General features: G+C 48.4%; 12 protein-coding genes. 10 read left to right on the top strand and 2 right to left on the bottom strand.

The features are described from left to right. The first annotated feature begins 181 nt into the window (after positions 1 to 181). From AB4Z29_RS26160 to AB4Z29_RS26135, 6 genes are all read left to right on the top strand, one after another. The gene (locus tag AB4Z29_RS26160) at positions 182 to 1,075 is read left to right on the top strand and encodes a carbohydrate ABC transporter permease (RefSeq protein WP_441945908.1); all 894 of its coding nucleotides are present in this window, start codon (positions 182 to 184) and stop codon (positions 1,073 to 1,075) included. 40 nt (positions 1,076 to 1,115) lie between these two features. After that, entirely contained in the window at positions 1,116 to 1,952 is an 837-nt protein-coding gene (locus AB4Z29_RS26155; protein ID WP_441945907.1) for a carbohydrate ABC transporter permease, read from the top strand. 4 nt (positions 1,953 to 1,956) lie between these two features. Continuing rightward, positions 1,957 to 4,422 (top strand): family 43 glycosylhydrolase, encoded by a 2,466-nt coding sequence (locus AB4Z29_RS26150; RefSeq protein ID WP_441945906.1) that lies wholly within the window; start codon positions 1,957 to 1,959, stop codon positions 4,420 to 4,422. Between the two features lie 35 nt (positions 4,423 to 4,457). Then, positions 4,458 to 6,254 carry a glycoside hydrolase family 2 protein gene (locus AB4Z29_RS26145; RefSeq protein WP_441945905.1) on the top strand — a complete coding sequence of 599 codons (1,797 nt, stop codon included), beginning with the start codon at positions 4,458 to 4,460 and terminating at the stop codon, positions 6,252 to 6,254. 70 nt (positions 6,255 to 6,324) lie between these two features. Next, positions 6,325 to 7,062 carry a GTP cyclohydrolase II gene (locus AB4Z29_RS26140; protein WP_441945904.1) on the top strand — a complete coding sequence of 246 codons (738 nt, stop codon included), beginning with the start codon at positions 6,325 to 6,327 and terminating at the stop codon, positions 7,060 to 7,062. A gap of 442 nt (positions 7,063 to 7,504) precedes the next feature. Beyond that, entirely contained in the window at positions 7,505 to 8,374 is an 870-nt protein-coding gene (locus AB4Z29_RS26135) for a DUF421 domain-containing protein (protein ID WP_441945903.1), read from the top strand. A gap of 1 nt (position 8,375) precedes the next feature. Here AB4Z29_RS26135 and AB4Z29_RS26130 read toward each other — a convergent pair whose 3' ends face one another. Continuing rightward, positions 8,376 to 8,708, bottom strand: coding sequence for a winged helix-turn-helix transcriptional regulator (locus AB4Z29_RS26130; RefSeq protein ID WP_441945902.1), 333 nt, complete (start codon positions 8,706 to 8,708; stop codon positions 8,376 to 8,378). A gap of 154 nt (positions 8,709 to 8,862) precedes the next feature. Here AB4Z29_RS26130 and AB4Z29_RS26125 point away from each other — a divergent pair, with 154 nt between their 5' ends. Beyond that, on the top strand, positions 8,863 to 9,837 hold the full coding sequence (locus AB4Z29_RS26125; RefSeq protein WP_441945901.1) for an aldo/keto reductase family protein: 975 nt from the start codon (positions 8,863 to 8,865) through the stop codon (positions 9,835 to 9,837). Between the two features lie 187 nt (positions 9,838 to 10,024). Here the strand turns inward: AB4Z29_RS26125 and AB4Z29_RS26120 are convergent, their stop codons facing one another. Next, a complete protein-coding gene (locus AB4Z29_RS26120; RefSeq protein ID WP_441945900.1) occupies positions 10,025 to 10,753 on the bottom strand; it encodes a hypothetical protein in 729 nt (242 codons plus the stop codon). 368 nt (positions 10,754 to 11,121) lie between these two features. On the opposite strand from AB4Z29_RS26120, the gene coxB reads away from it, so the two are divergent. From coxB to AB4Z29_RS26105, 3 genes are all read left to right on the top strand, one after another. After that, positions 11,122 to 12,171 (top strand): cytochrome c oxidase subunit II, encoded by a 1,050-nt coding sequence (gene coxB / locus AB4Z29_RS26115; protein WP_441945899.1) that lies wholly within the window; start codon positions 11,122 to 11,124, stop codon positions 12,169 to 12,171. A 74-nt stretch (positions 12,172 to 12,245) separates the two neighbouring features. Continuing rightward, positions 12,246 to 14,093 (top strand): cytochrome c oxidase subunit I, encoded by a 1,848-nt coding sequence (gene ctaD / locus AB4Z29_RS26110; RefSeq protein ID WP_441945916.1) that lies wholly within the window; start codon positions 12,246 to 12,248, stop codon positions 14,091 to 14,093. Continuing rightward, on the top strand, positions 14,090 to 14,707 hold the full coding sequence (locus AB4Z29_RS26105; RefSeq protein WP_183569506.1) for a cytochrome (ubi)quinol oxidase subunit III: 618 nt from the start codon (positions 14,090 to 14,092) through the stop codon (positions 14,705 to 14,707). Before ctaD ends, AB4Z29_RS26105 begins: the two co-directional genes overlap by 4 nt. The last annotated feature ends 4 nt before the right edge of the window (positions 14,708 to 14,711 follow it).

Below are 14,711 nucleotides of genomic sequence, written 5' to 3'. Positions count from 1 at the left end.
ATGAGCCGATTTAGTTCGGGTCGAAGGACACGAAATGGATCGATACGATGTGGCAGGAGGCAGGCAAGGTTTGGGAAGGGAAAATGACGGCAGCGGACTGGGCGAAGGAGCTGCAGCCGAAGCTTCAGGAGCTGTACGACAAAGGGAATCAGTAAAATAGCCAGTGCGAGGATGTGTACGCATGAATAAAAGAAAACCGAGTTATATCCGCAAGGAATACGCATGGGCCTATCTATTTGTGGCAGCGCCGGTGCTTGGCTTCCTTATTTTTGGAGTCGCGCCGCTGATCTATTCGGTATGGTTAAGCTTTACGTCGTGGGATCTCGTAACTCCGCCTGAATTTGTTGGGTTCGATAATTACGTAGAGGTATTCCATGACGAGAAGGTATACAAATCGTTATATAACACCGTGTTCATGATGCTTGGCATCCCAATCGGCATGGTTGTAGCGCTTCTGCTTGCGATTATGATGAACCGGCCGCTTAAAGGCATTTCATTCCTTCGCACGATTTATTATTTGCCGGTTATCTCGCCGATTATCGCCGTTTCGCTGCTGTGGCAATGGATTCTGAATCAGGATTTCGGCTTGCTGAATCAAACGATGTGGAATTGGTTCGGCATTGAAGGGCCGAACTGGCTCGGCGATGCAGGCTGGATCAAGCCTTCGATGATTTTAATGGGGGTTTGGGGCGGAGTAGGCGGCACGATGGTTCTATATTTGGCTGGTCTTCAATCCATTTCCTCCACCTATTACGAAGCGGCTGAGGTTGACGGTGCGAATGCCTTCCAGAAGCTTTGGCTGATTACGATTCCGCTGCTGACGAATATCCATTTCTTCGTTGTCGTAATGGGCGTTATCGGTGCGTTCCAGTCATTTAGCCAAATTTATGTATTGGCAGGCGACGGCGGTCCGGAATACAGCGCCGCGACGGTAGTGTTCTACATTTTCGAGAATGCATTCAAATATTTCAATATGGGCTATGCGAGCGCGATTGCGTGGGTGCTTGGTCTCATTATCTTCATCGTTACGCTCATACAATTCCGGCTGTCGAAGAAATGGGTGTACAATGATTAACCGTTTTCTGTCAAAGTTTGCGAGGGGAGTTTGATTTGACATGCTGCAAAAACGAATGACAAACTTTTGGGTAGCTTTGATTCTCTGCATCGGCTCGGTTGTTATGCTGGCGCCGTTCGTGTGGACGATATCCACCTCTTTGAAGGATCAACGCAACGTATTCGAGATCCCGCCCAAATGGGTGCCGGACCCGGCTACCTTTAAAAACTACGTAACCGCTTGGAATGATTCGCCTTTGCTAAGCGGCTTCATGAATAGCATGATTATCGTTGTGTTCGTACTCGTAATCGGACTGTTTGTTTCTACGATGGCGGCTTACGCATTTGCCAAAATCGAATTTCCTTACAAGGATACCATTTTCCTCTCGCTGCTCGGGACGATGATGATTCCTTTCTCGGTCGTCATGATTCCGCAGTTCATCGGTTTCTCATCCATCAACTGGACCGATACGCTGCTGCCACTTATTGTACCGGGACTATTCGGCAATATCGTTGTGATCTTTTTTCTAAGACAGTTTCTGGCGGGAGGTCTTCCGAACGAGCTGGTTGAGGCGGCCAAGCTGGACGGCAGCAGTTTCTTCCGAACCTTCTGGACCATTGCCTTGCCTGTTGCGAAGCCGGCGATTGCAGCTCAAGCGGCGCTAAGCTTCATGGGCATATGGAATGATTTCATGGGACCGCTTATTTATCTCAGCTCGCCGCAGAAGCAGACGATTCAGGTACTGATCGCCTCCATGCAATCCCAGTACATGGGCTCGTCCAATTATCCTGTTATTCTGGCAGCGTCGATTATTTCGATGATCCCGGTTATTCTCGTCTTTTTCTTCTGCCAACGCTATTTCATTGAATCGATGGCGATCAGCGGATTAAAGGGTTGAGCATATGATTGGATGGATGCGAGGCAAGGCGTGGAGAGCGGCGATGGCTGTCTGTCTAGTTGCGGCAGTTTGTTTGATGGGCTGTACATCCAGTCCAGAAGAAAAGGAGGTTGTTTTGTTGCAGGAGGATGCAAAAGTGTATTCAAATTCAATGAAGCTTGAGCAGGAGTGGGAGGATTACGGAATTGGCGATCCTTTCATTATGCGGCACAACGGAATCTATTATTTGTATTGCAGCACCAAGGATTTTCGCCCGGGCATTAAAGCGTGGAGCTCCGAGAATCTTGTGGATTGGAGCTATGAAGGGCTTGTGACGGAGGATCCTATTACGACAGGTGCTTATGCGCCGGAGGTATTCTACTGGAACGGAAGCTTCTATTTATATACATCACCGGCAGGAAAGGGCCATTACGTGCTGCAGAGCGAAAGCCCGACCGGTCCCTTTATTGTGAAAACCGATAACTTGGGCGAATCGATCGACGGATCAGTGTTTATTGACGACGACGGCAAATGGTATTTCACGAATGCGGGCACGCAGGGTATTGTTGCGCATGAGATGCCTGATCCTTACACGATTGACATTGGCGTAACGACGAATGCTTTCCTTGGACACTGGACAGAGGGCTCCATGATATGGAAACGTAACGGTTTATACTATATGACGTATACCGGCAATCATGTTTTTAGTAATGGTTACCGGGTCAATTATGGAGTATCGAAGGATGGCCCCTTCGGGGATTACAGCCTGCCTGCGAATAATCCGATTATCATTAGCACGAAGGATGAATTCAAAGGTCTAGGCCATAGCGCAACCGTGCTTGGTCCTGATATGGACTCCTATTATATAACCTATCACAATTTGATCGGACACTCAGCAGAAGGACCCCCAGTTCGTGAATTGAACATCGACCGGCTTGCTTACAACGGGGATAAGCTAGTCGTATTGGGACCCACTCATGGCTATCAGCAGCCTGCTCCGGCTATGCCCTCGCTATATGGCTGGTTGTCTGAAGGGATCGATGCCGAGCAATGGGAGAAGAAGGAGTTGGCTGGCCGTGAATCACTGATCAGCAAATTAAGCACGGAGCCCGTATTTACATCAGAATACAACGTCCGGCTGGAAGAGACGGTCGCTGCAGATAGTGGGAAGCTGGAAGCGTTATTTTCTTACATGAACGATTCCAATTATTCCGCAATCAAGCTGCTGCCGGCCATGCATAAGCTGCAATATATTATAGTAAAAGACGGAATTGAGAAGCAAGTTGGAGAAACGACGCTGCCTAAGGAATTTGATTATACGAAGCTGCATACGATTCGGGTCGAGCAGCGCATGGACCAGGTGCTTGTATTTTTCGACGGCATGAAGAAACTGGAGGTGCCGCTCGCTGCGGCAGCAGGAGGGAAGATCGGCTATGCGGCAGCGAATGTGAAGGGCGTTTATGAATATACGGCTTTCGCGAACGATGCGGACGGCAGCAGTGATTTCGAGGCTTACAAACCGGTACCCGGCATAATTGAAGCTGTGCACTACCTGAAGCATGAAGATCGCGGTTTCCATATTGGCGAGAAATCGGCGGATAAAGGAGATTACCGCGCGGAGGACGGCGTTCCAATTCTTAAGCAGGCAGACGGCAGTTATTCCGTCGCTCTAGAGCAGCGCGGAGATTGGCTGAAGTATAAGCTGAATACGAGTAAGAATGCAGAGTACGGAATTGGCCTGACGCTGAGGAAGCCCAAGCAGGATATTGTGCTGGAATGGTCGGTTGACGGCGGTAAGCCGGTCAAGACAAAAATAAATGCCGACGACGCCGCATTCTCGGAGGAAACAGCTAAGCTGAGGGTTGGAACGATTGGAATAGATGCCGGCTTCCATGAGCTGAAGGTTGAAATAATAAGCGGCACAGCTGAGCTACAGGCCTTCGATCTGTTCCTAACGGAGCAGCCCGAGGCTCAGCAAGCCTTCGAACAGCTGCCGAACATGGCCGGCATTGGTTTGTTCGATCAGGATGGGGCTGTATTTACAGGCAGCGGCACAGAGGACGACCGTTTGTTTGGCGGAAGCGACGACTGGGATGATTACGCGATCGAGGTCAAAGTAAAGCTGCATTCGGATGAGGACACAGGAGGCATATTTATTCGCGAGACGAACGAATCGTATCACCCTAATCAGGTAAGAGACGCCGCGATGGGCTACTATATCGGTATTGCCTCCTCGCAGTTGACGCTTAATCGAATGAATTACGATACTAATCTGTTGACTAGCGCAGCCGTTCAGCTTGTTGCAGGCCGTGAATACTCGCTTAAGGTGACCGCAGCAGGCAGCACCATCGAAGTGTTTCTGAACAGCGAGCCCAAAGCCTTGATCAGCTACACGGATCCGAATCCGTTCTTGCACGGGAAAGCAGGCATTCATGCCGAGCGGTCTGGGCTGTCTTTTAGAGATATGATCATTAAGCCATTAGAAAAATAACATAAATGCAGAAGCAATAGGACTGGAGTGTTAGCATGATGGAACCCGCACGCAATGAGTATCCAAGACCGCAGTTTGAACGAGAATCCTGGCTGAATTTGAATGGGCAATGGACCTTTGCATATGACGATTTGAACGAAGGCCAGGATCAGAAATGGTTTGAAGGCAAGCCATTTGACCGCGACATTCAAGTGCCGTTCTGCTATCAAAGCGAGCTAAGCGGCATTAATGAGCAGGCATTTCACGACATCGTCTGGTACCGGAAGGAAGTTGAGCTGCCTGCTCAGTACGCTGAAAAACGTATTATTCTGCACTTTGGCGCGGTTGACTACGAAGCGAAGGTTTGGGTGAACGGGCATTTGGTCGCGAGCCATGAAGGCGGACATACCCCTTTTCACGCAGATATTACGACTGCCTTGCAGTCAAGCGGCTTGAACAGCATCGTCGTGCGAGCTGAGGATTACAGTAAGGACGTCACTTTGCCTAGAGGCAAGCAATATTGGAAAGAGAAGTCCGAGCAGGTATTCTATACGCGTACGACGGGAATATGGCAAACGGTATGGATGGAGGCTGTAAATGCCGCGCATATCGCAAGCGTAAGAATGACGCCCGATATTGATGAAAACAAAATTCATATCCGAAGCTTTTTCAAGGGAATGGAAACAAGCAGTAATTTGCGTCTAAGCATCAAAATATCATTCGAGGGCGAGCTGATTGCGGAGGACGTTATTCGTGTCATGGCGCAAGAAGATGAGGTTTCGATTAAACTCCATGATTTCAACGATCATGGACTTGGCCGCTGGTGGTCCCCCGAGAAGCCAAATCTCTATGATGTTGAGTTCAAGCTGCTAGACTTGCAACAAGAGCTTGACGTCGTGAAGAGTTATTTCGGGATGCGCAAAATATCAATTGAAGACGGCGTTGTATGTTTGAATAATCGGCCATATTATATGAAGCTTATTTTGGATCAAGGCTATTTCCCAGGGGGCGTGCTTACGGCTCCGAGCGATGGAATGCTGCGTACTGATGTGGAATTGACGAAGCAAATGGGATTCAACGGCGCGAGAAAACATCAGAAGGTCGAGGACCCGCGCTATTTATACTGGTGCGATAAGCTGGGACTGCTCGTATGGGGTGAGATGGCGAACGCCTATCAATACTCCGAGCGGTATGTCACCCGTATGATGAACGAGTGGCAGGAGGCAATCCACCGTGATTACAATCATCCGTGCATTGTCGTATGGGTACCGCTTAATGAGAGCTGGGGAACGCCTAATATTCTGATTGACAAGAGACAGCAGCATCACGCTTCTACACTTTACTATTTGACCAAGTCCATTGACGCAACCAGGCCGGTCATATCCAATGATGGTTGGGAGCATGTGAAATCCGATATTTATACGGTACATGATTACGAGAGCCGGGAAGAGATACTGGCAAGCCGATACGCCACGCCGGAATTATCGGTTAAAAGCGATCCACAGGGCCGGAAAATTATTATTCCAGGATATACGTATGACGGTGAGCCGGTACAACTGTCGGAGTTTGGCGGAATTTCCTACATTCAGGGCAACGCGGAAGGGTGGGGCTATTCTTCTGCAAGCAACGATCAGGATTTCTTGAACCGTTTAGCAGCGGTCATTCGTCCGGTTATACGGGCGGGTGGCCTTCAGGGTTACTGCTATACCCAATTGACGGATGTGGAACAGGAGAAAAACGGCTTACTGTCATTTGACCGTGTGCCGAAGCTTCCTCTTGAAATGTATCGCCAGCTCCTCGCTGGAACGGTGCCTGTGTGGCAAGAACAATTGGCGAAGAGCTTGCACAGCTAAGGATAGCCTTCATGCCAGCCGAACATAATAGTCCAAACAACTATTATAAATAGGTCAGGGGCACATCGACATGCAAACAGAAGCGGTCTCCATCGTGGATCATAAAATAAAAGTCATTGAGAGCGAAAAAGGAATCATTTATTTGGTGGGCCCGATCCAGCTGCCGGTCAAGCTTGGAGAAGGGGAGGCGTTATTCGATTGGTATTGCTGGCTGAACTGCAAAGAAAAGCTTGATGATCTGGAGCAAATCGTACAGAAGCTCTCTGCCAGCAATCTTGCGGAGATGCAGCAATCAAGCGTGCTTGTGTACGGTGATTTCGAACAAGAGGATGAAGCTTGGATCCGCATGCACAGCATCTGCCATACGGGTGATATATTCGGAAGCAAGCGCTGCGATTGCGGCTATCAGCTGCATGAGTCGATGCGCATGATTGCGGAGAAAGGCGCAGGGGCTTTGTTTTATTTGGCCAATCATGAAGGAAGAGGAATCGGATTGTTCAGCAAGGCGATGGCATATTTGCTGCAAGAGCAAGGTTACGATACGGTAGAAGCGAATGTAGAGCTTGGCTTTGCGGATGATGCGAGGAACTATGGAGATGCGATTCGCGTGCTGAAGGCATTGCGTGCCAAGCCTGTTGCGCTCATAACGAATAACCCGAAAAAGCTGGATGCTCTGCAGGCTGCAGGACTTGATGTAACAGATCGGATTCCGCTTTGGGGAGACCGATCCGAGCATAACGAGCGGTACTTGGATACCAAAATAAACCGATCGGGCCATTTCGCGGCAAGCGGCTGTCCGAACGAATAAAGGCTTGGAAATTGGATAGGGCTGTCCAGCTGACGCATAAATGCGCAAGCCGGACAGCCCTTAGTTGTATCGTATATTTAACCGGACCTTTGCTAGCATGAAAGGCCGTATAGAATCCCCTTGTTAACAGCAAACAGCATGTGTACCAAGTTGTCTAAAAAACTCGCATTCTAAAACAACGAAAGCCCTACCTCTCTTCCGTCCTCGCGGCTCCAGTGACCGCGCCAGTGTGAATCAGAAATACATCACGAAACAGGTTTGGGATTAACAGCAAAGAAATCAAAATCTGAGGAAAACATTGAATCTTACTGGGGATTTGCTGGGGTTAAATATTATACATTCCTTACATTGTACTATAAGTATTCATGAAATGCAACCGTTGATTGAATAACGAATGACTTTAGTGATTCTGGACACTCTAGGATTGGAAGGGGGAATAGACATGCCAAGCTGGTTGGAGATTGTTATTCGCACATTGGCTGCCGTCGTCATCTTATTTGCGCTGACTAAAGCACTCGGCAAGCGCCAAATATCGCAGCTCTCGTTATTCGAGTACATAACGGGCATATCTATTGGCAATATAGCCGCATACGTGTCGCTTGACCTCGATAATTTATGGTATCTAGGCATGGTATCGCTAGCGGTGTGGGTTAGTATCTCGGTTGCTATGGAATTCGTGACCATGAAGAGCAAACGGGTTCGCGATTTTGTTGATGGCAAAGGAACGGTACTCATTAAGGATGGTCAAATGCTCAAAAAGAATTTGCATAAAGAGCGGCTGACCATAGATGAAATGCTCGAGCAGCTGCGAAAGAAGGATGTATATCGCGTTGCGGATGTAGAGTTTGCCGTCATGGAGTCGAGCGGTGAGGTTAATGTGCTGCTTAAGAAGGAATATCAGCCGATCACGGCAGATCTTCTTGGCTGGAAGGTAGCTCATGAGCAGGAAGCGCAGACGGTTATGATGGACGGAGATATTCAGGATGAAATTCTGGAACAGCTGGGACATGACCGGCAATGGCTGCTTCATGAGCTCAAGAAAAGAAATCTTGAGGAAAAAGATGTTTTTTTGGCACAAATTGACAGCAACGGCGATCTGTTTCTCCAGACTGGAGAAGAGAGCAGGCATCCGGCCAACCAGCAATCTAAGCCGCGGGAGCGCGTTGCAATGCTGGTGGAGCAATTCGAGGCGGAGCTGCTCCGCCTCGAACGATTGTCCCGGAATGAAAGTGATCGACGAATATACCAAACTGCACGTGATCGGTTTCAAACGAGCGTTAAAACGCTTTCAGATCAAGCTTTAAAACGTTAGTCTATGTCCATCTTGCCGACCAGAGCTTCATTTCTTTCAGAATGTGATGGAGATCCTCGCCTTTAGGCGTTAACGTATATTCAACCGTGACAGGTACCGTAGGGAAAACCTTGCGTTCAAGCACGCCTTTGTCCTCTAAATGACGAAGCGTGCTTGTCAAGGCGCGAGGGCTTACGGCTGGAATTAGTCTTTGGATCTCACCGAATCGTTTGGTTCCGCAAAATAACTCCCTCAGAACAAGAAAAGCCCATTTGCCTCCGATCACATCCAACGTTCTCTCAATATTGCATTCAATGTTTACCGGCTCTTTTGGGATGTAATTGTGTACACTCATACCTCATACCCCTTTTCGCTCATTACTAAAAACAAGTATAGTATATATACTTAAGATAATAAAATGAAAAAACATTCACTACTTACATTAAAGCACAATCTGCTATAGACTACTACTTGTGAGTGACTGGAAGTGTAGAATAGGAGTGTGGAAGATGAAATACAGAAAGCTAGGCAAAAGCGGTCTTAAAGTGAGTGAGCTCGGTCTTGGCAGCTGGTTGACTTATGGAACCGCAACGGAAGCGGAAACTGCACAAGCATGTATTCATAGAGCATACGAGCTTGGCATTAATTTTTTCGATACTGCTAACGCTTACAATAATGGTGAAGCTGAGAAGGTGATGGGCGGAGCATTGAGAGCCTATACGCGCAGCAGCTACGTGCTCGCGACCAAGCTGTTTTTCCCGATGGGCTCCGGACCGAATGATCGTGGCTTGTCTAGAAAACATATCATGGAGCAATGCGAGGCCAGCTTGAAGAGATTGGGTACCGATTATATCGATCTCTATCAATGCCATCGCTTTGATTCGGACACACCGGTTGAAGAAACGCTGCGTGCACTTGATGATTTGACAGCTCAGGGTAAAGTTCTTTATGCAGGCATCAGCGAATGGTCGGCAGAGCAAATTACGGACGCAACGCGAATAAGCAAAGAGCTTAATCTTCGTCCTTTGATCTCTAATCAGCCTATATACAACATGTTCGAGCGATATATCGAGCAGGGCGTTGTACAGGCTAGCGAGCAAGCAGGCATGGGGCAAGTGGTGTTCTCACCGCTGGCTCAAGGCGTATTGACCGGCAAATATAAACCAGGACAAGCTGCACCAGCCGGCAGCCGAGCCGCCAATGAGAAGACGAATGGCGTCATTAACAGCTACTTGCGCGAGGATGTGCTACAGGTTACTCAGAAGCTGGAGCAGCTAGCTGGTACGGTAGATGCTACTTTATCTCAGCTTGCGCTTGCATGGGTGCTTCGCCAGCCTAACATAAGCTCGGCGATCATAGGCTCCAGCCGCCCAGCGCAAATTGAGGAAAATATAAAGGCGGTTGATCTTGTATTGACCGATGAGCTGCTTGCGCAGGTCGAACATATTTTGGCAGAGGTAAAAGACTTCGCGCCAGCTCGTTAATTTGCCAAGCGGTTACGCCATCAATGGATAGCAAGGTGAAACGGCTGTCGCCGTCCTTTGGCGGCGCGGGGCGTTTCATACCGAGTAATATAGAGATAGAATGACGAAATCATATACTTTCCTATATAGCAAAAAAGGCTCTTCGCCAGAAGAGCCTTTTTTGCTATATATAATAGAAGAGATTTTTTTATTGATCCATTTGAGACTCAGATGGGCTATAGGTGCCGGGCTGCGTAATCGGAGCCGGCATCTCTTTTCCGCCAGCAAAATGGTATTTCACGACCGTATTGAATTGATCTATCCAAGGCATGAGCGACCTTCCGCCCCATGCTTCTTTGGCAAACTCATTGAAATAATTCATGAACTCCATATTTGCGGAAATATGAACCTCCTGCACGGCGGGCGCAAGCTCGCGTACCCGGAGCGCAACAGTTTGCTTAAGCTCAGCCGACAGGTTGTTAATGTCATTTACTGAGAAATAGGAATTGTACGGGGAAACAAGCGCGCGGCTGTTGCCGGAAGGACTGCCGGTATCATGGTTATAAACCCCTTCGTTAGTGCCGGTGTTGTCCTGCTCGCTTCTGCCGCCGGAATTGCGCGTGCCGACTGCTGTCCAATCCAGCATGAGGCCAACGTATGCGTTTTTATCGGTAAGCATAACGATTGCGGAGGCGATCCCGTTAAGATCAGTAACTTTTCGCGAGATGACGGAGCTGTATTCGAAAAAGGAATTATCATGCTGATGCTTGTTTCCAGACACTGGACCGTAAGCTCTCCCGCTCAGCATCTTTGGATCTCCTGCTTGGCGGCTTCCGTAATCGGTGTCGCTATGCTGGGCAAGCTCTTCGTAGTTGCAGCCTGTCGCAGCCGTTAAGAGTACGGCGGACAGTAATAATGAGGCTATTCTTTTCACCATTTCAAGTGGACCCCCATTCATACGGTAATAGCATTAGCTTCTGCCGAGAGAGCGTAAATATACGTTTGCGGGAGCATACATAATTGACCATGGGTTTGGTGCACAATGTAGGATAGAGAGAATGCCGTGCAGATGGGTGGAACACAACGAAAAAGCAGGTGGAAAAACGTTGAATTGATGCGTTTTTGACAGCTTTGAGAACAATTTGTGAACTCTCTGTGGAACATTGACAAATAGGGGCTTCAACTTTATATTTAATAAAGTGATTTAAGTTGCAGGAGTTGTAATAACATCTGTGAAACACGCAGCCAGCCGCATGCCACGTGAAAATCAGGCAGCTGCGAAAACGTCAAAAGTGGGGTTGATTAATGATGAAACGGTGGCGATTTGTAAAACGGCTTGCGCCGCTTATGGCCATGATGGTATTGGTGCTAGCGGCTTGCGGGCGGAGCGATTTGTCGACGCTGAATCCTCAGGGACCTGTAGCGGAAGAGCAATTCGGACTAATGAAGCTGGCAATTGGAATCATGTTAATCGTGATTGTTGCCGTATTCGGGATTTCCTTGTATGTTATTATTCGGTTTCGCAGACGTCGGGGAGACAACACGATTCCTAAGCAAGTGGAAGGGAATCATAAGCTTGAGATCATCTGGACAGTTATCCCGATCATCATGCTTATCATTTTGGGTGTACCGACTGTACAATCCGTATTTAACCTTGCCAAAGATTACAGTAAAGATCCGGAAGCGGTTCAGGTTATTGTAACTTCGCACCAGTACTGGTGGGAATTCGAATATCCTGATTACGGTATCAAAACAGCGCAGGAACTTATCATTCCAAAAGGGAAAACGATTTCGGTTCAAGCGAAATCCGCAGACGTGCTTCACTCGTTCTGGATTCCGTCGCTGGCTGGTAAAATCGATACAAACCCAGGCGCTAACGTAAATGCGATGTACTTCTCGGCACCAAAAGAAGGCGTTTACTTAGGGAAATGCGCCGAGCTTTGCGGACCTTCCCACGGATTGATGGACTTTAAAGTCAAATCGGTGGACGAGTCCTCCTTTGATCGCTGGGTTGCAGCTCTTCAAGAGCCTGTAGCTTTGCCGAGCGACCCTGAAGTCGCAAAAGCATTTGAAAGCAAATGTCTGTCATGCCACGCAGTTGGCGATCTTGGCGGACCGGCATATCCTAACCTAACAGGTATCGGTAGCCGTGAGACTGTCGGAGGTATCCTTGTCAACACCGATGATCCGCAATACTCCAATGAAGGTTCAGTATATGACAACCTGCACCGTTGGATCGAAAATCCGGATGAGGTTAAACCGGGTAACCAAATGGGTAAAATTGATCTAACTGAGCAAGAACTTGAAGGTATTGCTAAATATTTATCAGAACTGAAGCTTAACTACGAACAATAATTTATCGGTGATTGAAGGAGGTACCTACTTTGGCTCATGCGCATACGCATACGGTCAAGCGTTACAGCGGTCTGATGGACTGGCTGACAACGGTTGACCATAAAAAAATCGGAATATTGTATATGATCGCTGGCGGTTTTTTCTTCCTTGTCGGCGGTTTGGAAGCGATCTTGATCCGGGTTCAATTATGGAAGCCGCTTAATAACTTCGTTAGTGCGGATACATACAACGAGCTGCTGACGATGCACGGTACGACAATGATTTTCCTTGCGGCCATGCCGCTCTTGTTCGCCTTAATGAATGCGGTCGTACCGCTTCAGATTGGTGCGCGCGACGTTGCATTCCCTTTCGTTAACTCACTTGGCTTTTGGACATTTTTGTTCGGCGGCGTGCTGCTTAACGTAAGCTGGTTCACTGGCGGCGCTCCTGATGCAGGCTGGACATCCTATGCTCCGCTTGCTGGCACCACCTACAGCGGCGACCATGGCGTCGATTATTATGTACTCGGCTTGCAGATTGCCGGTATCGGTACGCTAATCGGGGGTATTAACTTCCTAGTAACGATTATTAACATGCGTGCTCCTGGCATGACATTCATGCGGATGCCGATGTTTACTTGGACAGCATTCATTACGTCTGCGCTTATCCTGTTCGCATTCCCTGCTCTTGCAGTTGGCCTTGCGGCATTGATGTTCGACAGATTGTTCGACGCCAACTTCTTTGATCCTTCGGGCGGCGGTAACGCAGTGCTCTGGGAGCATATTTTCTGGATATTCGGGCATCCTGAGGTTTATATCCTCATCCTGCCGGCCTTCGGCGTTATTTCCGAGGTAATAAGCACGTTCTCACGCAAGCGTTTGTTCGGTTACAGCTCGATGGTATTCGCTACAATCCTGATCGGCTTCTTGGGCTTCATGGTTTGGGCGCATCACATGTTCACAGTAGGTCTTGGACCGGTTGCGAATGCGCTGTTCTCCATTGCAACGATGCTAATCGCGGTACCGACAGGTATCAAAATTTTCAACTGGCTGTTCACGATGTGGGGAGGCTCGATTAAATTCACTACTGCGAATTTGTTCGCAGTCGGTTTCATCCCAACCTTCGTAATGGGTGGCGTTACAGGCGTTATGCTTGCAGCAGCACCTGCGGACTTCCAGTATCATGATTCCTACTTTGTCGTAGCGCATTTCCACTACGTTATTGTAGGCGGCTTGATTCTCGGTATTTTCTCTGGCCTTCACTACTGGTGGCCAAAAATGTTCGGACGCGTGCTTAATGAAGGACTTGGCAAGCTGACGTTCTGGACATTCTTTATTGGCTTCCATTTAACATTCTTCATTCAGCATTTCCTTGGATTGCTTGGTATGCCGCGTCGTATTTGGACATACTTGGACGGCCTTGGCTTTAATGAAATGAATATGATCAGTACAGTCGGCGCATTCTTGATGGGCTTCGGTACAATCTTCTTCCTGCTTAACGTGGTCATTACGGCCTTCAAGCCGCAAAACGCACCAGCGGATCCATGGGAAGATGGCCGTACGCTTGAGTGGACGATTCCGTCCCCGCCGCCAGAGTATAACTTTGCACAAACTCCGCTAGTACGCGGTTACGATGCTTACTGGAAAGAAAAAACAGATGGACATAAAGGCATGACGCCTGCGGAACCTATTGGTCCGATTCATATGCCATCGCCTTCGATCCTTCCTTTCTTCATGGGTCTGGGATTGTTTATTGCTGGACTTGGTTTCATGTACTCGCATGACTGGGGCAACCTGTTCGGTTCATTCAAAACAGGCTACGCAGTAGGAATTGTCGGTTTGCTGATCATGTTTGGCTGCATGTTCCTACGTTCGGTAATCGATGATCACGGCTTCCACATTGAAGAAGAAGAAATCCTTAGAGATATGGGGGGGAAAGCATGAGCGCGCATTCGCATGTAGAGGGGCAATTGCCTCATGAGCCCGAAAAGGCGACCCTCGAGGGACGCAATAAAGTATTAGGTTTCTGGCTTTTCCTTGGTGGGGAAACGGTATTGTTCGGAACGCTGTTCTCAGCGTTTCTAGCACTCCGCCACCAAGTGCTTGACGGCCCGCCAGCACATGAGCTGTTTCAGCTTCCGCTAGTTGCGCTTGCGACAGCCTTGTTGCTGACATCCAGCTTAACGAGCGTATTCGCTGTTCATGCTTTGCATACGAATAGAGTGAAGGCGCTCATTAACTGGCTCATTATCACCGTAGTGCTAGGCGCAGCCTTCCTTGGACTTGAGATTTATGAGTTCGTGCATTACGTGCATGAAGGCCATGGCTTTACGACAAGCGCGTTCAGTTCTTCCTTCTACACGCTTGTAGGATTCCACGGCGCGCACGTTGCGTTCGGTATTTGCTGGATTACGTTGATTATTATTCAGCTCGCTAGAAAAGGCTTGACTGTCGTTACCGCACCTAAGGTATATGTAGCCGGTATGTACTGGCACTTTATCGACGTTGTATGGGTGTTCATTTTCACCGTCGTTTACTTGATGGGAAAGGTGGTTTAATTCC

Origin of the sequence: Paenibacillus sp. 2TAB23 (genome assembly GCF_052115165.1) — a bacterium.
Lineage (GTDB): Bacteria > Bacillota > Bacilli > Paenibacillales > Paenibacillaceae > Pristimantibacillus.
The sequence above is the reverse complement of the archived record's forward strand: the minus strand, read 5'-3'. Positions and strand labels throughout refer to the sequence as shown.

What these genes read in the sequence shown, in the direction of transcription:
- AB4Z29_RS26160 (WP_441945908.1), top strand. Translation starts at nt 182, where the DNA reads ATGAATAAAAGAAAACCGAGTTATATCCGCAAGGAATACGCATGGGCC.
- AB4Z29_RS26155 (WP_441945907.1), top strand. Translation starts at nt 1,116, where the DNA reads ATGCTGCAAAAACGAATGACAAACTTTTGGGTAGCTTTGATTCTCTGC.
- AB4Z29_RS26150 (WP_441945906.1), top strand. Translation starts at nt 1,957, where the DNA reads ATGATTGGATGGATGCGAGGCAAGGCGTGGAGAGCGGCGATGGCTGTC.
- AB4Z29_RS26145 (WP_441945905.1), top strand. Translation starts at nt 4,458, where the DNA reads ATGATGGAACCCGCACGCAATGAGTATCCAAGACCGCAGTTTGAACGA.
- AB4Z29_RS26140 (WP_441945904.1), top strand. Translation starts at nt 6,325, where the DNA reads ATGCAAACAGAAGCGGTCTCCATCGTGGATCATAAAATAAAAGTCATT.
- AB4Z29_RS26135 (WP_441945903.1), top strand. Translation starts at nt 7,505, where the DNA reads ATGCCAAGCTGGTTGGAGATTGTTATTCGCACATTGGCTGCCGTCGTC.
- AB4Z29_RS26130 (WP_441945902.1), bottom strand. Translation starts at nt 8,708, where the DNA reads ATGAGTGTACACAATTACATCCCAAAAGAGCCGGTAAACATTGAATGC.
- AB4Z29_RS26125 (WP_441945901.1), top strand. Translation starts at nt 8,863, where the DNA reads ATGAAATACAGAAAGCTAGGCAAAAGCGGTCTTAAAGTGAGTGAGCTC.
- AB4Z29_RS26120 (WP_441945900.1), bottom strand. Translation starts at nt 10,753, where the DNA reads ATGGTGAAAAGAATAGCCTCATTATTACTGTCCGCCGTACTCTTAACG.
- coxB (WP_441945899.1), top strand. Translation starts at nt 11,122, where the DNA reads ATGATGAAACGGTGGCGATTTGTAAAACGGCTTGCGCCGCTTATGGCC.
- ctaD (WP_441945916.1), top strand. Translation starts at nt 12,246, where the DNA reads ATGGACTGGCTGACAACGGTTGACCATAAAAAAATCGGAATATTGTAT.
- AB4Z29_RS26105 (WP_183569506.1), top strand. Translation starts at nt 14,090, where the DNA reads ATGAGCGCGCATTCGCATGTAGAGGGGCAATTGCCTCATGAGCCCGAA.